At 46.6% G+C, this 25538-nt stretch carries 29 protein-coding genes and 1 other annotated feature; of the genes, 3 read left to right on the forward strand and 26 right to left on the reverse strand.

Going from position 1 to position 25538, the window contains the following annotated elements; genetic code table 11:
* Positions 1-186: 186 nt before the first annotated feature.
* Entirely contained in the window at positions 187-786 is a 600-nt protein-coding gene (gene ruvA / locus CXF70_RS17905) for a Holliday junction branch migration protein RuvA (RefSeq protein WP_101803759.1), read from the reverse strand.
* 125 nt (positions 787-911) lie between these two features.
* On the opposite strand from ruvA, the gene CXF70_RS17910 reads away from it, so the two are divergent.
* Positions 912-1445, forward strand: a complete 534-nt coding sequence (locus CXF70_RS17910) for a transcription repressor NadR (RefSeq protein ID WP_101803760.1) — start codon at positions 912-914, stop codon at positions 1443-1445.
* Positions 1446-1814: 369 nt separating this feature from the next.
* Here CXF70_RS17910 and pheA read toward each other — a convergent pair whose 3' ends face one another.
* The 15 genes from pheA to CXF70_RS17985 form a co-directional block, all read right to left on the reverse strand.
* A complete protein-coding gene (pheA, locus tag CXF70_RS17915) occupies positions 1815-2678 on the reverse strand; it encodes a prephenate dehydratase (protein ID WP_084246261.1) in 864 nt (287 codons plus the stop codon).
* 15 nt (positions 2679-2693) lie between these two features.
* Entirely contained in the window at positions 2694-3146 is a 453-nt protein-coding gene (locus tag CXF70_RS17920; RefSeq protein WP_084246263.1) for an ACT domain-containing protein, read from the reverse strand.
* 17 nt (positions 3147-3163) lie between these two features.
* On the reverse strand, positions 3164-4453 hold the full coding sequence (gene obgE, locus CXF70_RS17925) for a GTPase ObgE (protein ID WP_084246265.1): 1290 nt from the start codon (positions 4451-4453) through the stop codon (positions 3164-3166).
* 1 nt (position 4454) lies between these two features.
* Entirely contained in the window at positions 4455-4973 is a 519-nt protein-coding gene (locus CXF70_RS17930; protein ID WP_101803761.1) for a Spo0B domain-containing protein, read from the reverse strand.
* Positions 4974-5119: 146 nt separating this feature from the next.
* The gene (rpmA, locus tag CXF70_RS17935; RefSeq protein ID WP_084246269.1) at positions 5120-5413 is read right to left on the reverse strand and encodes a 50S ribosomal protein L27; all 294 of its coding nucleotides are present in this window, start codon (positions 5411-5413) and stop codon (positions 5120-5122) included.
* Positions 5414-5426: 13 nt separating this feature from the next.
* Positions 5427-5756 carry a ribosomal-processing cysteine protease Prp gene (locus CXF70_RS17940; protein WP_084246271.1) on the reverse strand — a complete coding sequence of 110 codons (330 nt, stop codon included), beginning with the start codon at positions 5754-5756 and terminating at the stop codon, positions 5427-5429.
* A 2-nt stretch (positions 5757-5758) separates the two neighbouring features.
* On the reverse strand, positions 5759-6067 hold the full coding sequence (rplU, locus tag CXF70_RS17945; protein ID WP_101803762.1) for a 50S ribosomal protein L21: 309 nt from the start codon (positions 6065-6067) through the stop codon (positions 5759-5761).
* A 14-nt stretch (positions 6068-6081) separates the two neighbouring features.
* Positions 6082-6163: a sequence feature (ribosomal protein L21 leader region), on the reverse strand.
* Positions 6164-6518: 355 nt separating this feature from the next.
* Complete coding sequence (locus tag CXF70_RS17950; protein WP_101803763.1) at positions 6519-7457, reverse strand: nuclease-related domain-containing protein; 939 nt, start codon at positions 7455-7457, stop codon at positions 6519-6521.
* A 124-nt stretch (positions 7458-7581) separates the two neighbouring features.
* Entirely contained in the window at positions 7582-8382 is an 801-nt protein-coding gene (minD, locus tag CXF70_RS17955) for a septum site-determining protein MinD (protein ID WP_101803764.1), read from the reverse strand.
* Between the two features lies 1 nt (position 8383).
* The gene (gene minC / locus CXF70_RS17960) at positions 8384-9052 is read right to left on the reverse strand and encodes a septum site-determining protein MinC (protein WP_233208680.1); all 669 of its coding nucleotides are present in this window, start codon (positions 9050-9052) and stop codon (positions 8384-8386) included.
* A gap of 97 nt (positions 9053-9149) precedes the next feature.
* The gene (mreD, locus tag CXF70_RS17965) at positions 9150-9674 is read right to left on the reverse strand and encodes a rod shape-determining protein MreD (RefSeq protein WP_084246279.1); all 525 of its coding nucleotides are present in this window, start codon (positions 9672-9674) and stop codon (positions 9150-9152) included.
* Entirely contained in the window at positions 9671-10558 is an 888-nt protein-coding gene (mreC, locus tag CXF70_RS17970) for a rod shape-determining protein MreC (protein ID WP_101803765.1), read from the reverse strand. Before mreC ends, mreD begins: the two co-directional genes overlap by 4 nt.
* A gap of 18 nt (positions 10559-10576) precedes the next feature.
* A complete protein-coding gene (locus CXF70_RS17975; RefSeq protein WP_101803766.1) occupies positions 10577-11605 on the reverse strand; it encodes a rod shape-determining protein in 1029 nt (342 codons plus the stop codon).
* 89 nt (positions 11606-11694) lie between these two features.
* The gene (gene radC, locus CXF70_RS17980) at positions 11695-12387 is read right to left on the reverse strand and encodes a RadC family protein (protein WP_084246285.1); all 693 of its coding nucleotides are present in this window, start codon (positions 12385-12387) and stop codon (positions 11695-11697) included.
* The gene (locus CXF70_RS17985) at positions 12381-12989 is read right to left on the reverse strand and encodes a Maf family protein (protein ID WP_101803767.1); all 609 of its coding nucleotides are present in this window, start codon (positions 12987-12989) and stop codon (positions 12381-12383) included. The genes radC and CXF70_RS17985 overlap by 7 nt, the downstream gene beginning before the upstream one ends.
* A 386-nt stretch (positions 12990-13375) precedes the next feature.
* On the opposite strand from CXF70_RS17985, the gene CXF70_RS17990 reads away from it, so the two are divergent.
* Both CXF70_RS17990 and CXF70_RS17995 read left to right on the forward strand, forming a co-directional pair.
* On the forward strand, positions 13376-14902 hold the full coding sequence (locus tag CXF70_RS17990) for an AbgT family transporter (protein ID WP_101803768.1): 1527 nt from the start codon (positions 13376-13378) through the stop codon (positions 14900-14902).
* A 368-nt stretch (positions 14903-15270) separates the two neighbouring features.
* Positions 15271-15591, forward strand: coding sequence for a DUF5658 family protein (locus tag CXF70_RS17995; RefSeq protein WP_101803769.1), 321 nt, complete (start codon positions 15271-15273; stop codon positions 15589-15591).
* Between the two features lie 48 nt (positions 15592-15639).
* Here the strand turns inward: CXF70_RS17995 and CXF70_RS18000 are convergent, their stop codons facing one another.
* From CXF70_RS18000 to CXF70_RS18045, 10 genes are all read right to left on the reverse strand, one after another.
* Positions 15640-16395: a prepilin peptidase gene (locus CXF70_RS18000; protein ID WP_101803770.1), complete on the reverse strand. Its 756-nt coding sequence runs from the start codon at positions 16393-16395 to the stop codon at positions 15640-15642.
* An 80-nt stretch (positions 16396-16475) separates the two neighbouring features.
* Positions 16476-17375, reverse strand: a complete 900-nt coding sequence (locus tag CXF70_RS18005) for a LysM peptidoglycan-binding domain-containing protein (RefSeq protein WP_101803771.1) — start codon at positions 17373-17375, stop codon at positions 16476-16478.
* Entirely contained in the window at positions 17372-18079 is a 708-nt protein-coding gene (locus CXF70_RS18010; RefSeq protein ID WP_101803772.1) for a PilN domain-containing protein, read from the reverse strand. Before CXF70_RS18010 ends, CXF70_RS18005 begins: the two co-directional genes overlap by 4 nt.
* A gap of 2 nt (positions 18080-18081) precedes the next feature.
* Entirely contained in the window at positions 18082-19020 is a 939-nt protein-coding gene (gene pilM / locus CXF70_RS18015) for a type IV pilus biogenesis protein PilM (protein ID WP_101803773.1), read from the reverse strand.
* 35 nt (positions 19021-19055) lie between these two features.
* Positions 19056-19502, reverse strand: coding sequence for a prepilin-type N-terminal cleavage/methylation domain-containing protein (locus tag CXF70_RS18020; RefSeq protein WP_101803774.1), 447 nt, complete (start codon positions 19500-19502; stop codon positions 19056-19058).
* Positions 19503-19633: 131 nt separating this feature from the next.
* Positions 19634-20845 (reverse strand): type II secretion system F family protein, encoded by a 1212-nt coding sequence (locus tag CXF70_RS18025; protein ID WP_101803775.1) that lies wholly within the window; start codon positions 20843-20845, stop codon positions 19634-19636.
* Complete coding sequence (locus CXF70_RS18030; RefSeq protein ID WP_101803776.1) at positions 20846-21886, reverse strand: type IV pilus twitching motility protein PilT; 1041 nt, start codon at positions 21884-21886, stop codon at positions 20846-20848. It abuts the gene before it with no gap.
* Between the two features lie 4 nt (positions 21887-21890).
* Positions 21891-23552 (reverse strand): GspE/PulE family protein, encoded by a 1662-nt coding sequence (locus tag CXF70_RS18035; RefSeq protein ID WP_101803777.1) that lies wholly within the window; start codon positions 23550-23552, stop codon positions 21891-21893.
* 20 nt (positions 23553-23572) lie between these two features.
* Positions 23573-24820: a VanW family protein gene (locus CXF70_RS18040; protein WP_158241216.1), complete on the reverse strand. Its 1248-nt coding sequence runs from the start codon at positions 24818-24820 to the stop codon at positions 23573-23575.
* A gap of 154 nt (positions 24821-24974) precedes the next feature.
* Positions 24975-25355, reverse strand: a complete 381-nt coding sequence (locus CXF70_RS18045; RefSeq protein WP_101803779.1) for a hypothetical protein — start codon at positions 25353-25355, stop codon at positions 24975-24977.
* Positions 25356-25538: the final 183 nt, after the last annotated feature.

The raw sequence follows: 25538 nt of genomic DNA on the forward strand, positions 1-25538 counted from the left end.
CCGCGCCTTTGCTGGGGTCCACTTCTGGATTTCAGGTGAAGCAGCAAAGACTCTCTTAAGTTTCAGCGTAACGTTGAGCACCCACTCGGGTAAAGTGAAAAGAGCACGAGTTAGCTCAGTGCGAGCCCCCGGCAAGCGAAGCTGTTTTGCGAAATATCGGATTAAAAAATTATAATTTATTTTATATCAATTCTGCTTCAACAAAAGCTGCAATGCCTTCTTCATATAAGCTTCCGTGTTCAGGTTGAGATCCTTAAGCTTCGGTTTGACTTTATTGATTTCGCGTTCAGAATAGCCAAGAGCGCCAAGCGCCAGCATCGCTTCCTCAAGTTCATTGTCTTCAACCGACAGCAAACCGCCCGTCTCTTCATTGTCCTCAAATGGATCGCCGAAGAATTCCGCCAGCTTGCCTTTCAAATCGAGGATCATCTGGCGCGCCGTCTTCTTGCCGACGCCCGGGAATTTGACGAGATACGACTCATCTTCCCGTTCGATCGCTTCGATGACGTGCTGCGGCTGACCGCTAGCCAAAATCGCCAACGCGCCTTTTGGTCCGATGCCCGACACCGATATCAGCTTGCGGAAAAGTTCGCGCTGCTCCAGCGTCGGAAAACCGAATAATAATTGGGCGTCTTCGCGGACGTGGTGGTGCAGGAATACCTGCAGCTCATCCGAACCGAACGAATACGGATTCGGCGCAAAGATCTGCCAGCCGATTCCTGCCTGTTCAATCACTAAATATTCAGGCGTCACTCGCGTAACCCGCCCTTTTATGTAATCGTACATATCATTTCTCCCCTTCAATTCAACTCTATGATTATAGCATATCCGAGCCCTTTAGACGAAATAAACCCGCCCAAAGTCGCCCCGTGTTAAAATGGGTTTATGACGAATTAAAGCGAGGGATCTCAATGAAGAAAATTATGGGAGAACAGCGCCGGCAATTGCTGCTGGACAAATTGAAAGAGACAGCCGATCCGCTGAAAGGCGGCGAGCTTGCTTCACTTATGGGCGTGTCACGGCAGGTCATTGTCGGCGACATGACATTGTTGAAAGCGAAAGGCGAACCGATTATCGCCACCAGCCAGGGCTATCTGTACATGCGCGAAACTGCAGATGACGATCTGTACCGCGTACTGGCGTGTTTCCATAAACCCGAAGATACGCAGGATGAATTATATGTGCTCGTCGATGCGGGCGTCACTGTCAAAGATGTGACGATTGAACATCCTGTCTACGGCGAACTGACAGCCGGCATCCACGTGTCGTCACGCCGTGAAGTCGACATGTTCATGCAGCGTGTGCGGGAAACCGGTGCCAGCTATTTACTGGAGCTGACAGGCGGGTTGCATCTGCATACCATCACCGCTCCGAATGTCGCGATTCTGGAACAGGCAATGAATGATATGCGTGCAGCAGGCTATTTATTGGAGGAAAGTGAATAAAATTGAGTGTTTTTCCCGTGAATCGCTTTCAGATTCACGGGATTTTCTTTTTTCTGCAGGTTTTATTGCCTGGAAGCTGGAATTAATCCGGCCGTGAAGCTGATTTTGGGTTTTATGATCGGCTACGGATGATTTGTGATCGGCTACCACTTGTTTGTGATCGGCTATGGAAAATTTATGATCGGCTACGACAGAAATGTGATCGGCAAGCGATTCACCCTTTATCCCAGACCTCAAGCGGAAGTTTTCGCCATGCGAAAACTTCCAAGTCTTTAAAGGGAGCCTTCGCGGACGCGAAGGCTTTTCATTTCAAAGCCCTGTGAACGTAAAAAAGCTCCGCAGCCATGTTGGCAGCAGAGCTTTCCTCTTTTATTCGTAGGTGTAATACGAACCGAGCGTTTTCACCGTGCAGCCGAGAGCCGCGAGTTCCATGAAGGCGCCTTGCATCATCGGCGACATTTCGTCATCCACCACATCGGCGATGAAGAAATAATTCCCGAGTCCGGTCTTCAGCGGCCGCGACTCGATTTTACTCAAGTTGAGCTGGCGCCAGGCGAAGACGGACAGCACCTGATGAAGGACTCCTGAACGGTCGTCTTTTGGCGGCGAAATCATCAACGTTGTTTTCACTTTGTCGTTATGAGCCGGATTGTCCAATTGATGGTTCGTCTTCGACAATACGAAGAATCGTGTGTGATTGAAATGGAAATCATGGATTTCCCGGTGGACAATGGTCAGGCCATATTTCTGGGCCGAGAATTCATTGCCAATCGCTGCAATGTTGCGCTCCGGCAGCTCGCTGACCATTTTGGCCGCTGCCGAAGTCGAACTGTATTGTTCAAGCGGTGTGTTTTTAAAGGTATAGTAAAGGAATTTATGGCATTGCGCCAAAGCATGCGGATGCGAATAAATCGCTTCGAAGGAATCCGATTTTGCATTATCCGGATGAACCATCAAATGCTGCTCGATCGGCGACAGCACTTCAGCCGTCACATACAGCTGCACTTCATGGAACAGATAATCGATCGTCAGCGGAACTGAGCCTTCCAGCGCATTCTCCAGCGGCACGACCGCATATTCCACTTCATTGTCCGCTACGGCTTCGATGCATTCCGGAATCGTTGTGTAAGCGATCAATTCGCTGTCCGGAAATGCCTTCAATGCCGCCAAATGGGTGAACGAAGCGTCCGGACCCAAAAAAGAAATTCGTTTTTTCGTCTGCTGCTCAGCCATCAAACCACTCCTAAATTATAATGATCCGCTTGAAACCACATCCGCCGACTCCACAAAATCGAGTTTTTTCAGCTGATGCAAAAAGCTGTCGAGATCCTGCTCCATCGCCGTTACATCCAGAGAAAGTGTCACATTGGCGCGTCCCTGGATTGGAATCGTCTGATGGATCGTCAAAATATTGCAGCCAGCCTGGGCCACCGCCTCGAGCAAAGTCGCAAGCGTGCCGGTCCGGTCCTCCAATTGAAGGAAAATCGTCAGGATGCGTTCTTTGACGATGGAATGGAAAGGAAAAACAGCGTCCCGGTATTTATAGAAAGCGGATCGGGATAAGCCGGTCTTCTCCACGGCATCGAGTATAGAGATGTTATCACGCTGCAGCATCTTCTTGACCTCGAGCGTTTTTTGCATCGCTTCGGTCAGAACATCCTCGCGCACCAAATAATACCGCTGTTCCGAAATATCCTTCATCCTTGTCCCCTCCAGATTTATTCAGTAAATTCGAATTCAAATTCAAGCAGGCGAACTGTGTCGCCGTCTTCAGCACCGCGCTCACGCAATGCGTCATCAATGCCCATGCCGCGCATCTGGCGGGCAAAACGGCGGATTGAATCTTCACGCGAGAAGTCGGTCATCTTGAACAAACGCTCGATCGCATAGCCGCTCAATACATAAGCGCCGTCCGGATCGCGGGTGATGTTGAAACCATCGCCTTCCGATTCGTGGCGGTAAAGAACAGAGCTTTCCGATTCGTCGGCTTCTTCGTCGATCATCGGGAATTCAGGCGTTACTTCAAGAAGATCCGCAATGGCGAATAAAAGATTGTTCAAGCCCTGGCGGCTTAACGCCGATATCGGGAAAATCCGGGCATCTTCCGGCAATTTCTTACGGAATTCCTCCAGATTTTCTTCTGCATCCGGCATATCCATCTTATTCGCAACAATCAGCTGCGGACGTTCCGTCAAACGCATATTGTATTGTTCCAATTCTTTATTGATTGTCAAATAATCTTCATACGGATCGCGGCCTTCCATGCCGGACATATCGATGACGTGGACAATGACGCGCGTCCGTTCGATATGGCGCAGGAATTGATGGCCAAGGCCGATCCCTTCGTGCGCGCCTTCGATCAGTCCAGGCAAATCGGCCATAACGAAGCTGCGCTGATCTTCCGTTTCAACCATTCCGAGGTTCGGTACGATTGTCGTGAAATGATATTCAGCGATTTTCGGTTTAGCAGCCGATACGACTGATAATAAAGTCGATTTCCCGACACTAGGGAATCCGACAAGCCCTGCATCCGCAAGCACTTTCAACTCCAAAATGACGTTGCGCTCAAATCCTGGCTCACCTTTTTCCGAAAGTTCAGGTGCCGGATTGGCAGGTGTCGCAAAGCGCGAGTTGCCGCGTCCTCCGCGTCCGCCTTTTGCGATGATTGCCGTCTGGCCGTGTTCAACCAGGTCAGCGATCGTTTCACCCGTATCAGCATCTTTCACCACTGTGCCAGGCGGGACTTCGATAACCAAGTCTTCCGCTTTCGCGCCGTGTTTGTTGGCACTCATGCCATGTGTTCCGCGGTCAGCTTTGAATATCCGTTTGTAGCGGAAATCCATCAGCGTGCGCAAACCTTCCTGTACGATAAAGACGACGTTCGCGCCTTTACCACCGTCACCGCCGGCTGGTCCGCCGTTCGGTACATATTTCTCGCGGCGGAATGCTACCATGCCATCCCCGCCGTCGCCACCTCTTACATAAACTTTTACGTGATCGACAAACATATTATCCCTCCATCTTTGCGCTGACAATAATTTTTGTATTGTCCGCTGCAATGTCTTTCTTTATCAATAAACCCGGCACTTCCGGAAGCTCTAATGCATCCGGCAAGTTTCCGTCCAATTCCAATCCGATTTCAAATGCGGATTGATGTTCTTTCAACGTCGTTCGGCAAATGATGTCCGATGCAAGTTCCGCCTGTTCTTTCAGGCTGGTGAAAAACTGTTCCAGCCAGTCGGCGAATGCTGCATCTTTTGTGGCCATCCCTGCTTCCGCAAGGCATTCCAAATGGAAACGAAATTCCGGAAAACGCCATTCCGCCGTCAGCAGCCAATTTTCGGTTGCCGGCATCTTAAGCGCTGTCAGCCTGTTCAGCTGCACAGCCGCTTCGGCACGCGATCGAATAATCGATTTCACGTCCTGCCCACGTCCAAGATCAAGTTTCATCTGAATCAATTGAAGCTCATTCAAGAAATCGTGGCGCGCATGCCGAAGCGCTTGTGCCACCGTAATCGAGTTATCCATTACACTCACGTCCTAAACTTTCTTCTTTTTTCAGTATACCAATTTTATCTGCAGATTTCTTAGGAAAAGCGTAGGCGTCAGTTTAGCTCTGAATCTTATTCATTGAAAAAGAAAAAGGGCTGCGAAAGCAGCCCTTTTCGTTTTTATTAAGCTTCTTGTGCAACTACTGGGTATACGCTCACTTTTTTCTTGTCGCGGCCGTAACGCTCAAAGCGTACAACGCCGTCGATTTTAGCGAAAAGTGTATCGTCTCCGCCACGTCCAACGTTTTCTCCTGGATAAATTTTAGTACCGCGTTGACGGTATAAAATTGAACCACCAGTAACTTCTTGGCCGTCTGCACGTTTAGCGCCAAGGCGTTTAGATTCTGAGTCACGTCCGTTTCTCGTTGAACCTACACCTTTTTTGGATGCGAAAAACTGAAGATCTAATCTTAACATTCTGTCCCACCTCCTAAGCTGTGAAGGTTATTTTAATATATTCTTCATAGTCTTGTTCAATCGTTTTTAACGAAACAATCATGCTGCGAAGGAGCAATTGCACCTTTTCATCTGTTTTCCCGTCAAGGTCATCCGCGAAACCGACTTTTAAATAGCCGCTTTCCGACTGCGTGATTTCCGGTTCAATTCCGGTAAGTTCCATAATGGCGTTCACTGCTCCAAATGAAACAGCTGATGCGCCGGCACATACCAGGTCTTGCCCATGTTCAGCGAAGTCTGCATGTCCTGACATCTCAAATGACGAAATGCGACCTGACGTCTCTTTAATTTTAACTTTGATCATCCTTACAGGTTGATCGCGTCAACAGTCAATTTTGTGTATGGTTGACGGTGACCTTGCTTTTTACGGTAGTTCTTTTTAGCTTTGTATTTGAAGACAGTGATTTTTTTCTGTTTGCCGTGTTTTTCAACTTTAGCTGTAACAGTAGCTCCTTCAACAAAAGGAACACCCACTTTAGTGTCATCTCCACCTACAAATAGAACTTTGTCAAATGTGATCGTGTCACCAGCTTCTCCGTTCAATTTCTCAACGTAGATCTCCTGACCCGATTCAACTTTGATCTGTTTACCACCAGTTTCAATAATTGCGTACATATCCTTGCACCTCCTCTTAGACTAAGACTCGCCTATCCAGGTGATCCACATTGCTGCGAATGCTTGCTGACCCGGTTCGAGCGGTTGTAGCACAGGTGCGCTACAAACATAACATTAAAATAATATCACGCCGGAGCTAGTGGCGTCAATAGATATTGTAGGATTGGGTGGGAATTGGTTGAGAATTTATTGGTTAAGTAAGGAATTGGATTGGTTTGGGTGGAAATGAGTCTGGTTTGAGCGGTAATGAGTTAGATATATGTTCAAATGGACTTGTCGACCAGTGAATTGGTTGAAATCTATGGTTGAGTTTTTGAAAAGGTGTCTTTTCCAGGAAATATTATACATATTTATTTCTGGGGTGCGGAAAAAGCAGTCTGAGGTGCGGAAATCTTCATTTGAGGTGCGGTCTTTGCTGTTTGAGGTGCGGTTATTTCCTTTTGAGGTGCGGTCACGAATAAATCTCGCTAAAATGTTCAATTAATAAGCTCTTATTTTCAATAATAAAGCGTGTTCCTCTTTTATTACTTTTAATAGTAGAATTTTCCAGCAAGCGATACAGAACATATTTATCTTTTATCCCCAGCCATTTATATGCATATTCAGTCGTCAGCTCACTCCCAAACAAAATCGCATATTCCTGCAGTGCAAACTCATGTGCATCCGAAGATATAACTCCACAATAACCGCAGCGCCATTTTCGTTCACGCCACTCACAGTTTGCCCGACCACACCCCAAACACCTGACCCCCACCTCCAAACACTCCCTCGTCAGCTTATGCTTCTCCAAAAGATCAGGACCATTGAATTGCCCGCGGCTGCGCCGCACTAAGCCCTCAAGACCTTCTATGTTGTGCGCGGTGCGAACGTCCACCATCTTCTCGATATGGAACGGTAGGTAATCAAGCGCAATGACCGGATAAAGTTTCGGCGGCACGGCAACTCTTCCCGAGCGGCTCGACAGCACGATGGTGCCGTGAACTTTGCAGCCAAAGAATTTTTCGGAGGCTTTGACTGCGCGGTGGAGCTGGGATTCGGGATTGCGCATGCCTTCGAAGCGGCCGTCGATGATCCGGTGGAACTGAAAGTTGACCGAATCGAAATGGAACTCGCCGACCATGTTCTTCACTTCGAGCGCACAGACAAAATTTGCGTGCAGCACGAGAACATCCACTTGGGCGAAGCCATCCATATAAGGAAGCCACACGCCGCGGAAAATCTTTGCCTTCTCCACGAGATCCAATTCCCGCTCCAGCAATTCCACTGTCCGCTTCTCGCCTGCCGCTCCCGCCAGAGACCTTTTCACTTCGCCAAACATCTTCACTTTTGCCGGATGACCCACCGGCAACCGATCATATAACACCATCCCTTTCAACATATGAACGTCCAACCCGCACCCCTTTTCATATTTCGAACTCAACCTTATCAATTGCGCTTTGTTATTGAAATTTAATTCCATTAATAAAACACAAAAACCCCCACAAAATTCTGTGAGGGTCGCATGATGAAAAATTTTATTTCGCAAAAATAGCCTTAATCTTCGAAAACACACCTGTGCTCTGTTTATCCATCGTCATGAGCGGAACGGACTCGCCGAGCAGGCGGCGGGCGATGTTGCGGTAGCCCATGGCGGCCGGGTTGGCCGGGTTCATGACGACGGGTTCGCCGCGGTTCGAGCTGGAGATGACGCTTTCGTCATCGGCTACGATGCCGAGGAGGTCTATGGACAGGTGGGTCGTGATTTCGTTGATGTCGAGCGCTTCGCCGGCTTTCATGAGATGCTGGCGGATGCGGTTGATGATGAGTTTTGGCGGCTCGATGTTTTCTTCGAGCTCGAGCAGGCCGATGATGCGGTCGGCGTCGCGCACGGCTGAAATTTCAGGGGTGGTGACGACGATGGCGCGGTCAGCACCGGCGACGGCGTTTTTATAGCCTTGCTCGATGCCGGCTGGGCAGTCGATGATGACGAAATCGTAGTCTTTTTTGAGTTCGGTCACGAGTTCCTTCATCTGCTCCGGATTGATGGCGTTCTTGTCAGTCGTCTGGGCGGCTGGCAATAAATACAGCATATCTTCAAAGCGCTTGTCTTTGACGAGAGCCTGGTGCACTTTGCAGCGGCCTTCGAGAACATCGACAATGTCATAGATGATGCGGTTTTCAAGACCTAAGATAACATCAAGATTGCGCAGGCCGATATCGGTATCGATCAGGCAAACCTTTTTCCCTTGAAGAGCCAATGCAGTGCCGAGATTGGCGGTTGTCGTCGTTTTACCGACGCCCCCCTTGCCTGATGTTATGACGATTGCTTCTCCCACACTAGCTTCCTCCTTTAAACGTTGAAATTTGCGGTCGGATGTACCGCAATTCCTGCAGACGGTCGATAACGATGTTCTGGCCGTTGCTATGTAAATATGCGCATTCCATTTCGGGCTGTTCGGACAGCACCGACAATTCGTCGGTCATCGTCTCGATGGAATCGTCGATCATCAAATGAGTCGCCTCAAGCCAGGACGCGGCAATGACAGCCTCTCGGTTGCCGTTCGCGCCTGCATGGGCGATTCCTTTCAGACGGCCCAGCACGTAGATATTGCCGCCGGCCACAACACGGCCGTTCGGATTGACATCGCCGACTACGACGAGGTCCCCTTCAGCTTTCACTACCTGCCCGGAACGCACGATGCCGACATAAGTCTCGGACTGGCGTTCCTGGATCCGTTTATTGCTTTCTTCGACGGAAATCACTTCGCTGCGCATCTTCGACACCCGCAGATGCGAGTTGTTCTGGATGGTCGCGACGACTTCCTTATATTGGGCTTCGGTGCAATAGCGATAGCCCAGATGGAGCTGCACTTCGGCGCTGCCATCAAGCGCAGGGTCCGAAACCTTGGCCTTCAGTTCGTTCAGCATGTCCGTGTAGTCGCACTGATCATCGAGCTGCAGCACAAGGCCTTCTTTCGTTCCTCTTATATAGACAAGATTCTTCAAAAATACGTCACCTGCGCTTTCAAATTAAATACCTGAGTATAAACTTCTTTCCATTGAGAAAGCATCAAAATCAAATGGTTCCCGCTTTTCATTCAAATTAGACTTTACTGTTTTCACGTTCGATCAACCGCGCGACGATCACTGATTTGAATGCCCAGCCAAGCATGACCAGGAATAAGGAATTGGCGATCATTGTCGGCAAAAGACGTGAAGTCAGAAAGACATCGACCGGCATTGAAGCAAGGGCGATAAATGAAAAGAATAAATACAGCACAAATTCGAAAAGTGCTGTCAGGACCAGTGTCAGGAGAGTGGCAACGATCAGATTACGATGCACTGACTTGACGATGTAACCCGCGATCAGACACATCATCGGGTACAAAAATGAATATAGTCCAATAATATCAATGAAAAAGACATCGTACAAGAGGCCGAAAAATAAACCGTAGAACATTGCATGTTTGGCATCATAATAGACCGTTACGAAAATCAGGAACATCAATAAAAAACGAGGCACAATATAATAATAAACCCCGTCAAGCTGCAACGGGGAAAATAATCCAAAGACGGGTTCGAGGAAAAACAGGACGAGTGCTATCAACGGAAGGAGATAACGGATCATGATCCTTCTTCCTCCGTTGGGACGCCCTCATCTTCACCTTTTGTTTCAGGCATTTCACGATCGGCGATCATGACATGGTTCAGCAATGTAAAGTCGGCTGACGGTTTGACATACGCAAGTTTCGTCAGGCCGAATTCATCGATGGTGATTTCTGTAATCTCACCGATGATCAGACCTTTGGGGAAAATCCCACCGAGTCCGCTTGAAACCACCTGCTGGCCGACTTCAAGTTCGATTTGCGCATCAATACGCTTCAATAAGAGTTCGCGGCGTTCAGCGTCATAGCCCTCGATCAAACCGAAGACGCCTTCTTCCCCGCCGATGACCATTGAAGAAACCCGGTAATTGGGGTTTTGTGTTGAGATCAATTCGACAGTGGATGTCGTCGCAGTCACCAATGTGACTTTACCGATCAGCCCCTGTGCCGTCATGACTGCCATGTTTTCCATGACACCATCCGATTCGCCTTTATTCAAAATAACTTTTTCTTCCCATTGATCCGGGTTCCGCGCAATGACGGTTGCCTGGATCGGGTTATAATCCCGCAAGTCGGCTTCCTTGCCGACGATTTCCTTCAATTGATCGTTCTCGGAACGCAGGTCGGTCACTTCCGCTTTCACTGCCGCGAATTCTTCCAGACGGCCTTTCAAATGCTGATTTTCCTTATATGTATTCAAAAGTGAATCAACGTTATCGAATATGCCGGTGACAAAATGCGCCGGGCCGGAAAACAGTGACTGTCCGGCACCTACTGTGTCTTTGATGATCTGTTCCGGAAAGGATACATTGTCGCGATCCCGCAAGGAATAGGAAATTAATGCTACGAGCAGAATAACCCCGAGCATCAACAGAATTAGCCGCTTGTTCGAAAAGAACCTAGACATGGCAGCAATCCTCCTTACTTATTTAGTTGATTGCATGCGACGGATTTGATCGATATTATCAAGTGCTTTGCCTGTGCCGATCGCCACGCAATCCAGCGGGTTTTCTGCAATCAGGACTGGCATTTGAGTTTCGTCCGAAATGACTTTATCCAGATTTTTCAGGAGAGCGCCGCCTCCGGTAAGAACGATTCCGCGTTCCATGACGTCAGCCGATAATTCCGGCGGAGTCGTTTCAAGCGTTTTCGTCACGCCTTCAATGATTGAAAGAACGGATTCCTTCAACGCTTCAGCGATTTCTTCAGAAGAAATTTCAATCGTTTTTGGCAAGCCTGTCAACAAATCGCGGCCGCGTATGTCCATTTTCACCGCTTTTTCTTCTGGTGTAGTGACACGCGCTGCGCCGATTTCCATCTTGATGGCTTCAGCTGTACGTTCCCCGATAGTCAGGTTATACGTTTTACGGATATATTGCGTGATTGCCTGGTCCATCGCATCCCCGGCAACACGGATGGATTCGCTCGTTACGATGCCGCCAAGTGAAATGACCGCAACTTCCGTTGTTCCTCCACCAATATCGACGACCATGGAGCCCATTGGTTCCCAAACCGGAAGACTTGCGCCGATTGCAGCTGCGAACGGCTCTTCGATCGTGAACGCTTCACGTGCGCCAGCTTGACGCGACGCGTCGATGATTGCGCGCTGTTCTACGGATGTGATGCCGAAAGGAACACAGATCATGACGTTCGGTTTTTTCATCGATCCGCCGACTTTCTTCATCGCTTCCTTCATATAATATTGAATCATTGCAGTTGTTGTATCGTAATCAGCGATGACGCCATCACGCATCGGACGGATTGCCACGATGGATCCCGGTGTACGGCCGATCATATTGCGCGCGTCGTTGCCGACAGCGACGATTTCGCCGGTTTGCGTATTTTTTGCGACAACGGATGGTTCTCTCAGAACAATCCCTTTATTTTTAATAAATACTAATGTGTTAGCAGTTCCTAAGTCGATTCCTACATCTTTTGATCCCATTCCAAACACGTCAAATCTTCCCTTCTTTATATGCCAAAAAGCCATAGAGTTTACACAATACTACTCATTATAGCTGAAAAGTAAAGAAAGTAACAGTGCTACATATATCCCTTTTCATTTAATGAAATGAACTGATGGTCCCCGATAATGATATGGTCCAATAGCTCAATGCCGACAATGCTTCCGGCTTCCATCAGCCGCTTGGTCACCGCGATATCTTCAGGCGACGGCGCGGGATTGCCGGATGGATGGTTATGCGCGCAGACAATGGACGCCGCCGATCGGCGCACTGCTTCCCTGAAAATTTCGCGCGGATGGACGATGCTGGCGTTCAAACTTCCGACAAATATTGTCTGTCTATGCAAAACCTGGTTCTTTATATTCAAAAATAGAACGACAAAATGTTCCTGTTTGAGTGAAGTCATATCCGCCATGAGAAATGAGGCGGCATCTTTAGGGGAACGGATGGTGAATTTCGCATCCGTCTGTTTGGAGGACAGGCGCCGGCCAAGTTCGACAGCGGCCAATAACTGGACCGCCTTCGCCTGGCCGATGCCGTTGATGGATGTGAGTTCTTCAATGCTGGCGTCTTTAAGCTGCTGGATCTGTTCAAAATGATTCAGCACCCGGTTCGCCAGATGCAGGACGGACTCCTGCCTTGTACCGGTGCGCAGCATGATGGCGATCAATTCCTGGTTCGACAGGCTCGTCGCCCCCTGATTGACCAGCCGTTCGCGCGGCCGGTCTGCTGTATGGACATCGCGGATCATCAAAGACTGTTCCTTCAGCATTCGACACGGCTCCCCGACAGGCTGATGTAACCGGCGTCTGAAAGTTTCCGCGCCAAACGGGCAACCGGCAATCCGACCACCGTATTGTAATCTCCGTTGATCTTTTCAACAAATAAACCCGACAGCGTCTGGATGCCGTAAGCTCCAGCTTTGTCGTAAGGATCGTCCGTATTCGTGTAGGCTTCGATCCAGCTGTCCGGCAGATCGAAAAAAGTCACTTCCGTTGTCTCGTGGAATTGCATTTCACTGTTTCCGGATTTGATCGCTACGGCTGTAATCACTTCATGGCTGCGGCCGGAAAGTTTGCGCAACGTTTCCATCGCCTGCTTCTTGTCTTCTGGCTTCAATAGGATTTCACCGTCGCACACGACGATCGTATCCGAACCGATGACCACAGCCTCAGGATTTTTTTTCGCGACATCCGCCGCTTTCACTTCCGCACAATTGATGACATAGTTCAGCGCATTCTGGAATTGTTCCGGTTTAGGCTCTTCCTTTTTGCTTGGAATCACACGGAAATCGAATCCGAGCATCTCGAGCAGTTCGCGTCTTCTCGGCGACTGCGATGCCAGGACAACCGGTTGCTGGGCTTTGAAATACATAAAAACGCCTCCTTTTTCTTTCCTTAAGAATACCACCACCCCGACGGCCACTTCAAATTGCGAAAAATGGATTTTGCCTGCTATGGACGATCCAAATATGAAATTTGCGGCAGGCAAATTAAATATCCGGCGGCATCATTGAAAACAGCCATTAGATTTAGCAATTATGAAGATTGAACCCCCCTTTCAAGCTCCAGTAAATTTTCCATTTCAACCACGTTGTCAAAACAATAAAACATTATCCAATTTTGCCATTATTACTACTTCTTCAAAAGCCTTTATTCCTTCAATCCAAACCTATACAATGGTAACGGATTTTAATTTCTGAAATTTCCTATTTTGAAATAATGAATAGGAACTTCAAAATTTGAAAAGAGGTAGATTAAATGGAAAAAAAGCGAAAAGGATTCTTCCAGAAGTTCCTGGATGGAATCGAATTTGCAGGCAATAAACTGCCGCATCCGGTGACGCTGTTCGCCTTGCTTGCCCTGCTAGTGCTTGTGCTGTCAGCCATCATTTCAAGCTTCGGCATCTCGGTCGAACATCCCGGACAGGAAGGCGAAATGGTCGAAGTGAAAAACCTGCTGAATGCGGAAGGCATCCAGTATATCTTCACCAGCATGGTTGATAACTTCATCGGATTCGCACCGCTCGGCGTCGTGCTGGCGACTATGCTAGGAATCGGAATCGCGGAACGCACAGGACTGATCAGCGCGATGCTGCGCGGATTTGTGTTGTCCGTTCCCCGCTTCCTGATTACAGCTGGACTTGTGTTCGCCGGTATTATGTCGAGTGTGGCATCTGACGCAGGATACGTTGTCTTACCTCCACTTGGCGCAGTAATATTCGCTGCGCTCGGCCGCCATCCGCTTGCGGGTCTTGCAGCTGCGTTTGCCGGTGTATCCGGCGGTTTCAGTGCGAACCTGCTGCTGTCGGCGACTGACCCGATGCTCGGGGAGCTGACAATTGCTGCCGCTGCGATCATCGATCCAGCGTATGCGGAAGGCATGAATATCGCGATGAACTATTACTTCATCATCGCTTCTGTTTTCGTCCTGACACTAGCCGGTGCATTCGTCACCGAAAAAATCATCGAACCGCGCCTCGGAGAATACAAAGGCGAGTACCGGGAAGAATTGACCGGCCTCAGCGCCGAAGAAAAGAAAGGCATGCTGTGGGCTGCGATTTCATTCCTTATCGCTGCAGCCGCATTTGCCATGCTGATCGTTCCGGAAAACGGAGCGCTTCGAGCTGAAGACGGCGGCATCGTCCAATCACCGTTTATGTCGTCGCTTGTTCCGATCATCACCATCCTGTTCTTCATCCCTGGCTTGTTCTACGGAATCGCTACCAAGAATATCAAGAACGATAAAGATGTCGCGAGCCATTTGACTGACACGATGGCGTCGATGGGGATGTTCATCGTCCTGGCGTTCACTGCCGGACAATTCGTCGCCTACTTCGCCGAATCGAATATGGGAATGGTCATCGGCGTTTACGGGGCAGAATTCCTGCAAGGCGCAAACTTGACAGGCATCCCGCTGATTCTCAGCTTCATCTTCATCACGGGTGTCATCAACCTGTTCATCGGTTCAGCGTCGGCAAAATGGGCTATGATGGCGCCAGTATTTGTGCCGATCATGATGCAGCTCGGCTATTCGCCTGAACTCACACAGATGGCATACCGCATCGCCGACTCATCAACGAACATCATTTCGCCGCTGATGACGTATTTCGCGATCATCATCGCGTTTGCGCAGAAATACGACAAGAAGATGGGCATCGGGACATTGATTTCGGTCATGTTCCCGTACTCGATCATCTTCCTGATTGTCTGGTCGATCATGCTGATCGTCTGGATGATGCTCGGTTTGGATCTCGGACCTGGTTCACCGTTGCATTATAATAATTAAGGAAATAAATAAAGCCAACTCAGATTTTTCTGGGTTGGTTTTTTTGTGGGGTTTTATAGACGATATTCCGCAAAACTGCTTCGCTTTCCTGGCTGCTTGCGCCGAGCTAACTCGTACTCGTTTCACTTCGCCCGAGTGGATCTCGTCACTTCGCTTGGTCGCCTGGGAGTCTTCGCTGTTTTGCTACATATCTCAGATTGCCTTCAATAAGCAGACAGCTATACAAAGTTCAAAAAATTATGGATAATTTTTCATGTCTATTATCTTTCTCGTGCGGGTATGTCAGTTACAAGAGCAAAAAAGAGTCATTTAGACAAATATATATCACGAGCAAAACTAACCCTGCTCCACGAAAAGAGGTGCACGAGATGGCAATCCCCGATAACAGGGCTCCCTTAAAAAAATACATTTGGCTGCTGATCATATTAAATGGGCTTGATGGAATATTAACTTACTTCGGTTTGACACGCGGACTCGTCACCGAAGCCAATCCCTTATTAAGTTCGTTTGCCCCCTTTACAATTCTCAGCATTAAACTTTTCCTGTCCGTCTGTCTGTTCGGCTTGCTGTTCACGACTTTCGCCGGCATCCGCAAAACGTTCTGGCGCTATACATTCATTTTCGCCAATGTGCTCTACTCCATGATTCTTGTCCTTCATTTATACTGGCTCCCTTTCCTGTTCATCTGAAAAAACTCCACATAAAAAATCCCTGAAGATTTCTCTTCAGGGATTTTTTTAAAGCCATAAATTCATATACCAATTCAACAACGGTTCCCCGTAAAAATAAACAATGACAGCTCCCGCCGCGATAGACGGGCCGAACGGTATCGGTGTTTTGCGCCCTTGCTTGGTCACACGCAGCACGATGATGCCGACAATCGCTCCGATCAATGAAGCAAAGAACAGCGTCATCAATGTACCGCCAGTACCGAGCACCAGCCCGATGACGAAGAACAGTTTGATGTCGCCGCCGCCCATTCCGCCTTTCGATACAATCGAAATCAGCAAGAGGATCAGGAATCCTGTTGCCGCACCAAGCAAACTGTCCCACCACGGATCCAGAGGGATGAAGAACCGCAGCACGAGCAGCGCGATACCGAATGGCAAAAGGACTTTATCCGGGATGAGCATATAAGCGATATCCGAAACCGTGATGATGACAAGCATCGATACAAACAGAATCGCGATGATCAGTTCCGGCGTAAAACCGAAATGCCAAAAAGAAAATGCGAACAGCGCGGCTGTTACAGCTTCCATAAATGGATAAACCCAGTGGATTTTCTCGCCGCATGAACGGCATTTGCCTTTCAAAAATAGATAGGAGAAAACCGGAACAAGATCCATTGCGGTGAGTCTTCGATCACATTTTGTGCAATGGGATGGCGGAAACGCGATTGATTCTTTTCTAGGAACGCGAAGGCCGACAACATTGAAAAAAGAACCGAAAACCAGCCCAAAAATTGAAAAGAACGCAGTATAAGCAATTGTCATGGTTAACCTCATTTTCTGCTAGGATTGAAACGTTAAGCGTAAATTAATAAGAAAAAGAGAAATCACGATGATTTCTCCTCTTACGGTCTTGCAGGAATGGTTAGAACCGTTCCGACTGAAATGATGGCATTCGGAAGATTGTTCGCTTCCTTGATCCATTCTTCCCCTTTTTCAGTGCCATAGTATTTCATGGAAATCGAACTTAATGTATCGCCTTGGCCGACTTTATGATAGCTCGAAGTCTGCGTGCCAGCTACATTGCTGTTTGTGTCTTCTGTCGTCTCATCAGCTTCAGAATCTGAAGCATCTGTAACCAATGAAGTACCATCATTCTGAGGCATCGGATTGACTTTATTGGCCGGTGCCGGTGCATCCACTTTAGGAGCAGTATCGGATAAAGCGATCAGATCCGGACGATAGAAAGCTGAAAACTGAAGCGAAACGCTTAACGGCTCATCTTCTGTCACCTGCTCCGTCTGTTCCGGAGCAGCAGCGAAATTAATCGCGTCCACAATCATAATCCGTTTCATCGATTCAATTTCCTTGATGAAAGCTGTGATGCTTTCGTAATCATAAGCTTCCAGTTCAATAGATGTAAGCACTTCCTGAATATTTTCGACTCCTTCAACCGGTGCCAGAAGGTCAACCGGTCCTTCAGTGAAACTCACTGATTTGATAAGTGTTCCGGACATCAATTCCGCTTGTTCAACCTGCAATAGAATCAGATCTGTCAATGGTTCTACAGCCACTTTCTGCTGTAATTCCGATGCGCTGATCCGTTCAGTTTGCGGCATTTGTTTCAATTGATTCTCTAAAGCCATCAGCACTTCACGTTCGGATGACAAGGTCTGTTCGGTCTGCAGCCGGGCTTCTTTTGCCGGTGAATAAAAGCCGAAGTAAGTATAAGCAAGTACCACCATCAGCAATAGGCTGGCTAAAACGACCATTGCTGTGTCTTTTTGTTCTTTCGTGAAATTCATTGAACATCACCCTCCGTCTCTTCCGGAGCGGTTTCAGTTTCCGGTGCCGTTTCTACAGGAGCTTCTTCAGTCGCTTCTTGGATAATGGTCCCATCTTCCGCTACAGCGGTTCCTTCAGCAGGTATGCGGCCATCAACAAAAAGCAAAGTGTATGTAGCGAGATATCTTGGATTCTGTACAAGTGCATCATCATCATTCGCAGCTGTTTCTTCCTCCGTAAGACCCAATTCCTGGTTTGCGACTGAATCCAATGTCGCAGAAGCCAGCACCTCTGAAGTCTTAAGCTGTGTCAGATAATATGCAGCCTCTCTTGCCGTGTCAAATTGAAGGGTCAGAGTCGCAGTGTTGGGTCCTGTATAGGAAAAGGAATCAAAAAAGCCTCTTTCCGGCAATACAGTGACAAGCTCTGCAATGAGCGGCACTGTGTCGAATTGATAACTCTCAGCCCATGTAACAGTTTCAAGCAATTGCTGTTCTTCATTCATTCCCTGGCTCGCTTCGATCTCCTGGCGTATTAAAGCCTGTTCAGCAGTAACCTCTGCAGATTGAGCCAAAAGCTCCTGATGCGAACTTTCTTCTCCCTGCGTCATAGAGAAAAGCACTGCCCACAGAATCAGCGTCAATAGGACAATACTGCCCGCAACGATCAGATGAATTGGGCGGTCCCTTTCTTTTTGAGGCAATAAATTTATATCAATCAGCATATTTACACCTCTTTCAACGCAAGGCCGATTGCCCGGTTAAAGCGCGCATTAATTGATTTTGATTCATCAGAAGGAATATCCCCAAGAACGACCGGCTGGAAAGGCACCGAAAAACGGCTTTCCATTCTTGCCCGAAGTTCTTCAGTTTTTTCTGTGTCCCTATTACAGATGATTTTTGTGATACCAGACAGTCCGCCGTTCAAGTTATAACGGTAAAAATTAGCCAGCTTCTCAGCTTCTTCTTCAATCACTTCAGCAAGCGAAAGCGGTTCGACCGAAATTGTATTGCCTGCATCAAACTCCACTGAACGCATAAAAAGCGGAAAATGGTTATGGAAAATCGAAACAGTCATTTTTTTGCTACGGATATCAAGCATCATAATATGTTCATCTTCCATAAAATTATGTTCGAGATGAGCAAGCCGATATAGCGCCAGCGGAGTTATGTCCGCAACTACCGGCTTCAATTTCACATCATCAAATGCATATTCATATGATTTTATGATCGATTCTTTGGAAGCGATGATGATTGCTTCCGGCTGTTCCAGGTCCTCGCGGTAAGGCACCACATCGAATACCGGATCTTCAAAAGGAAGATAAACCGTCGATCCCATTTCAATGAAGAAATGACCCTTCAGTTCATCAGCTTTTACATCTTCGGGGTAAGTCACTTTGCGGATGATAACAAATTCGTCAGGGGCGAGGAATCGGACTGACTTCTTGGAGAGACCCCACTGATTGACAGCCTCATCGAGTATCGATCGAAGCGTTTTTTCATCGGTGATTTTGCCATCTTCAATGACGCCTGCCGGAAGAAGAATCTCTTCCGCGGCGCTCAATTGAATTGGAGAAACCGACTTCAATTCCACATAGCGGATTGCATCTTCTTCTATTGTAATTGTCGCTACGCGTGCTTTTCTCGATAAGAACGATAAGGCCATTTTTTCAGCTCCTAAAAAATTATTTGTTAATTTGATTAATCAATTGTGTAGCCGCCATCACCACTGCCTTTATTAGTATCTGCATTAATATCTGCTACCGAAGCTTCATCAAAAGCCACGTTTTTACTCGAAGCATATTCAATATTTGCGTGAGTTATTTCAACAACACCATCAGTTTTAGTTACTACGTTCGTTGCTACTAATGTTGTGTTTAAAGTACCTGCATTATCTAAATATCCAGAAGCCAATTCTGAAATAGTAACACTTGTTTTTTCAGGATTTTCGGCAAAGTAAATATTAGCAGCGCTTAAAGCATTCAAAGCATCAGACTTAACAGCGCTATAACGGCTGTTCTCAATAATATTCCCGATCGCCGGAATCGCGATTGCTGCGATAATTGCAAGGATAACGATAACTGCCAAAAGCTCGATCAGCGTCAAACCTTTCTGCTCTTTTAACTTGTTTTGGATAAACTTTTTCATTTCTTTTCCCCCTATATTTTCATTTAAAATAGTACTTTATAAGCACAACTTCATTATAGCAACACCCGTGGATAAAGCAACGGTTTTTTTACAAAAATAAGAAAAAATTTCTTATAAAACCGTACGTTTTTCTACATATTGTCGATATTTTCAAACATCCCGAACATCGGCATCATGATTGAAAGGACTATAGTCCCGACTAAAACAGCCAGGAAAACAATCATCAAAGGTTCGATCAGCGCTTTTAACCGGTCAGTCTCTGCTTCCACTTCTTTTTCGTAGAATTCGGCTACTTTTGACAGCATATGATCGAGTGAGCCTGTCTGTTCACCGATTGAAATCATGTGAGGAATCAACGGCGGGAATGCCCAGTGGTTTTTCATCGGCTCTGTGAGAGAACCACCTTTTTCCAGTGAATCACGCGAAGCCAGGACCACTTTTGAAATAACCGCGTTCCCAACAACTTTTTCCACCATTGTCAAAGCCTGAAGAATCGGAACCGAACTGGAGAATAAAGAACTTAAGGTGCGGGTCATTCTGGCCAGCGCAGATTTTTTCAGCATTTTGCCGAAAATCGGAATGCGCAGCATCAAGGCATCAAGCAAATACTTTCCTTGTTCATTTTTATACATCAGCCAAAAAGCACCGATAACCGCTAAGGTTCCCGCAATCAAAAGATACCAGTATCCCATGATGAAATCACTGGCGCCCATGACAAATACCGTGAGTGCCGGCAATTCTCCGCCGCTGCTTTCAAACATATCCACAAACATTGGAACGATGGAAGACAACAGGAAAATTACAACGCCGATTGCGAGTACACCTACAACTGCAGGATATGTCATAGCGGATATGACTTTTTGCTTCGTTTGATAGGCTTTTTCATAATGGGTCGCCAAACGGTCCAACGACTCGTCAATATTACCTGACAATTCGCCTGCTTTTATCAGGTTCAAAGTCAATGGCTCGAATATTTTCGGATATTTAGCTAAAGAATCAGACAAGGAATTCCCTTTTCTCAATTCGTCATCCACTTCAGTCAGAGCATTCTGCAAAGGTTTTGACTCAACTTGCTGCGCCAGTATTTTAACAGCATCCACAATCGTAACACCCGCCCGCATCAAGGTTGAGAATTGGCGCAGGAACATGATGAACTGATCCTGCTTGACCGGATTGCCGATGACGATGTCTTTCTGCAGAGCAGTGGTTTCGATTTCCCGGATATCGATTACGCGAATGCCGTCATCACGGAGGCGAAGAATCGCGTCACGCCGGTTCTTGGCCACCATTACGCCGGAACGGATTTTTTTCTGGTCACGGCCTTCATATTTGAAACGCGCCATCTATTCTCCCCCTTCCATGAACGGTTGCGCGGTTTGACGGCTGATTTTCCCTTTTGCCAAAAGTTCCTGTACGGAAGAAACCATCATATGCATACCGTTCGAGCGGTTTGTCAAAATGACGTTCGGAATCTGGTGCACTTTCTCAGTTCGGATGAGATTTGAAACCGCCGGATTATTTATCAGGATCTCTGTGGCTGCCGCACGGCCTTTGCCGTCAGCCGTCGGCAGCAAACGCTGGGAAACGACGGCTTTCAGAATACCGGCAAGCTGAGTCCGGACTTGAGCCTGTTGTCCCGAAGGAAACACATCAATTATCCTTTCAATAGTAGAAGCCGCACTCGAAGTATGAAGTGTCGCCATTACAAGGTGGCCGGTTTCAGCAGCAGTAATGGCGGTTGAAATCGTTTCCAGGTCCCGCATTTCTCCGACCAGAATGACATCCGGGTCCTGGCGAAGAGCTGCTCGCAAGCCATTTGCAAATGAATCTGTATCGAATCCCACTTCCCGCTGATCGATAATGGAAGAGCCATGACGATGCAGATATTCAATGGGGTCTTCGAGTGTGATGATATGTTTTGTCATATTTTCATTGATATGGCGGATCATCGCCGCAAGCGTCGTCGACTTCCCTGAACCGGTCGGGCCTGTCACTAATATCAGGCCTTGCGGGGTTTCAGCCAATCCGGCTAATATCTTCGGCATGTTCAAATCATCGATTGTCGGGATTTCGGTTGGTATCGTACGGAATGCATGCGAAATTGAACCGCGCTGGTGAAATGAATTGACACGGAATCTCGCCACACCGGAAAGTGAATAGGAATAATCCATTTCACCTTTATCAAGAAATTGCTGCCATAAGATATCAGGCATCAAAGCTTGCGCGATTTCTTTCGTCATATCAGGAGTCAGATTAGTATCTCCATAGCGTTTCAGCGTTCCATGCATCCTGAAAACTGGCGGTATGCCAGTTGTCATATGAATGTCTGAAACATTTAAATTTTTAGCCTCTGTCAAAACTTTATTTATATAAGTAGTTGGCATATAATCACTCCGCTATGGTGGCGACACGCAGAATTTCTTCTGTAGTCGTCAGCTTGTCTTGAACTTTTTTAAGCCCGTCATCTATAAGGAAGATTGTTTGATTCCGCACTGCGATCTTACGTATTTCCGCGGCGGAACCACCTCGGTTTATGACTTCTTTAATGGCTTCATCCACTACCAAAACTTCATGTATCGCCATACGGCCACGATATCCGGTCATATTGCATTGTGAACAGCCTTTCCCTCTTGCAATTGCTTCTATTTTCAAACCGCGTTTTGCAAAAATTTCCTTTTCGCTTTGTGTCGGCTCATCGATTTGACGGCAATCCCGGCAAACTTTTCTAACCAGACGCTGGGCCACTACCGCATTTAATGAAGCGGTGACAAGAAACGGTTCCACTCCCATATCCATCAAACGTGTTACCGAAGCAATCGAGTCATTCGTATGTATCGTACTGAGCACTAAATGCCCTGTTAAAGAAGCACGAATAGAAATATCGGCTGTTTCTTTATCACGTATTTCCCCGACCATTACAATGTCCGGATCCTGACGAAGTATGGAACGAAGACCAGCCGCAAAACTTAATCCAACATTTGTATTCACTTGAATCTGATTGATGCCTTCGAGCTGGTACTCCACCGGATCTTCAACCGTTATTATATTGACAGCTTCGTCATTCAATTTGTTCAACGCTGCATATAATGTCGAAGATTTACCTGAACCAGTCGGACCAGAAATAAGAACGATGCCATTAGGCTTTTCAATTTCCCGCATGAATCTCTTCATATTCAAATCACTAAAGCCAAGTTTAGAAATATCGGTAAGGTTATTTCCAAGATCAAGTATCCGCATTACGATTTTTTCACCGTAAACGGTCGGCAAAGATGATACCCGCAAATCGATTGGCCGGAAATCGACGGTTGTCTTAATACGGCCATCCTGAGGAATCCTGCTTTCTGTAATATCCAGATTCGCCAGAATTTTAATGCGGGCGGTCACCATCTGCTGCATCATTTTCGGCAGTGTCCGTTCTGTACGCAAAGTCCCATCTATACGGTAGCGGACCAGAATCCGTCCTTCATGCGGATCAAAGTGAACATCACTCGCTTTCAAAGCAACTGCGCTCGAAAGGATCTGATTAACAAGACGGACGATTGGCGCATCATTATCAACCAACTCTTCTTTTTGCTCTTGAGACACTTCAGGAATCTCGCCCAATAAGTCGTCGTAGGATTCTTCATCGTAGTATTTAGAGATGGTTTTCATAATATCGTCGCGGGAAGCAATCGCCGGTTCAATCTGGAAACCTGTCGTCAATCGAAGATCATCAATTGTGATAAAGTCCATTGGATCGGTCATAGCTATGAAAAGTTTGTCGCCTTCGACTTTTAAAGGCACAAGCAGATTTCTTTTTGCGAATTCTTTAGGCACCACATTGAATAATTTAGGATCAAATGGATAACGGAAAAGTGTTACATGCGGAATATTCAATTGAACTTCCAATGTCTCGATCAATTGCTGTTCAGTGATTAACGCCCGCGATAATAGCGCATCCCCGAGTTTCTGATCAGATTTTTTCTCTTTTAATGTCAATTGCAGATCTTCTTCAGTCAATAAACCTTGTTCAATTAAAATATCGCCTAATCTTTTTCTTATGACAGCCAAGCTTATTCCCCCTTGCCCATTTAAGGGTTTGTCAAATTGCCGCCTTTATCGTAGACAGGCATTTCTGTATCTTTAATATTTCTATTAGGATCTTCACTTACAATATTTCCTTTTTCGTCATAAATAATTGGATTGCCATCCAGATCATAACCAGGATTATCAGGATCTTCGACAATTAATACCGGTTTTCCGTCTCCAGAATCTGGATCTGCCGGATCATTAGTAGTTGAATCCGGATTATTCGGGTCGATTCTTCCAGGAACAGTACCATTTGCAGGCGTTTCTGACACAGGTTTGGCAAGCGGATAAATTTCTACCCGGTGAACCGGAGGGTAAAAATCTGTCGAAACCGGCTCAACAGAGACTTCTTCACCATTTGACAGGATAGCGCGTGACACCTCAACACGCACGCCTTCACTGCCTTCTTCCTTAACCGATTTTCCCGCAGTGACAAATGCACTGTACTGTTTGATCAGACGGGGCTTCACTTTTGTTTCTCCGCCAATTTGAACCACATAGTCATTAACTAACGGCATGGCACTTAATGAGCCTGTAATCGTAGTATTATTTTTTTCGATATTTAAAGTGTAAGAGCTGTTATTTGTGTTTGTTATAACCAAGTCAATCCCCAGCTTGCGGTTAATTGCTGCCTCTTGGCCTAATGGGACAGAAACGGGCTGCACTGAACCGATACTCCGCTCCACAACTGCCAAATTTGTTTTCAAAGCAGTTGAGTATATAAGAGAAGCGATTTCAGTCAACTCTGCATCGGTAATTTCAGTTACATTCTGTTCATTGATGAAATCCAAAAACGAAAAGTTTTCACCTGGCGCAAGCTGCAAGCCATTTAAAGCTTCAATCACATTGTCTGTCCCATTATTTACAAGCTTATGCGAAAACGCTGATTCTGAAATAACGACTTTCTGCACGGATAAAGAATCATCACTTATATTTACGTATGTTTCTGATTGTCCGCCAGCTAACGCTAAAGCCAGTTTTTCATTTATCACTTTAATATCGGACTTAGAAAAATCAGCCACAGAAAAATGAGACTGTAAAAACGATTGTGTTGCCTCCTCCTGAAGTTCGAATACAAATGTATTTTGGACACCGGTTTCAGCCTGCCCTACCGTTTCCTCCAAAAGTATCTGAACAGTTTCCAAAGGATATTCTGCAGAAGCATCCTGGTACGTAACAGTCAATTTGGCATTTTGTCTCCAGGTATCAAAATTTTGAGAAACGAGGGAAACAGCGCTCGCCACTTCCATATCCGAGACTTCAGCAGTTCCGATATATGTATTTTCACCAAATTCATCTTTCGGGAATAAGAGGTGATCGACAGCAAACGCTCCAGCGTTCGCTACGCCGAAAAATAATAATGCACTTGTAGCAACAGCCAGAAAAGTCATACCGAAAATTTTGTTATCCAAATTTACGCTCCCCCTCATCCATTTCAATCGACTCTATAGTAAAGGCTTTTGCCAAATCGGAGTCTTTGGACTTTTTCAATGATGATTCGACTGCCATTCGGGACTTTCTTTCGCTCGATTGTTTCATTTTTTCGTTTTGATTCTTTTCAACAACCTTCATATATATTAATGAAAGAAGGAGTGCTACACCTACAATCACTAAAACTGGAATGTAGAGCGGATTATTCATCTGGAGCGCTGCGGCGGCAAGTGCGGCGAAAAGGCCACCCCCAACTACCAGCATCTTCCTGCCCATCGGCACCGATTTGAAGAAAAAATAACTGACTCCCAGCGCTATAGCTCCCAGCATTATCAATATCAATAAACGAATCACTTTAACTCCCCCTTGTCGCTTCTATTTTATATCTCTGCCTTAATCCTTTTTACCTACGTCAACATTATCGACTAAAAGCGGTGAATGTGAATAGGACTATTTTCATCAAAATAAATAATTATTATTTAGTTCTTTGTAAACTTCTTCAGTTAGTCCATTAGTGAATGGTAATATTGGAGCACC

This window comes from Planomicrobium sp. MB-3u-38 (assembly GCF_002836425.1).
Lineage (GTDB): Bacteria > Bacillota > Bacilli > Bacillales_A > Planococcaceae > Planococcus > Planococcus okeanokoites.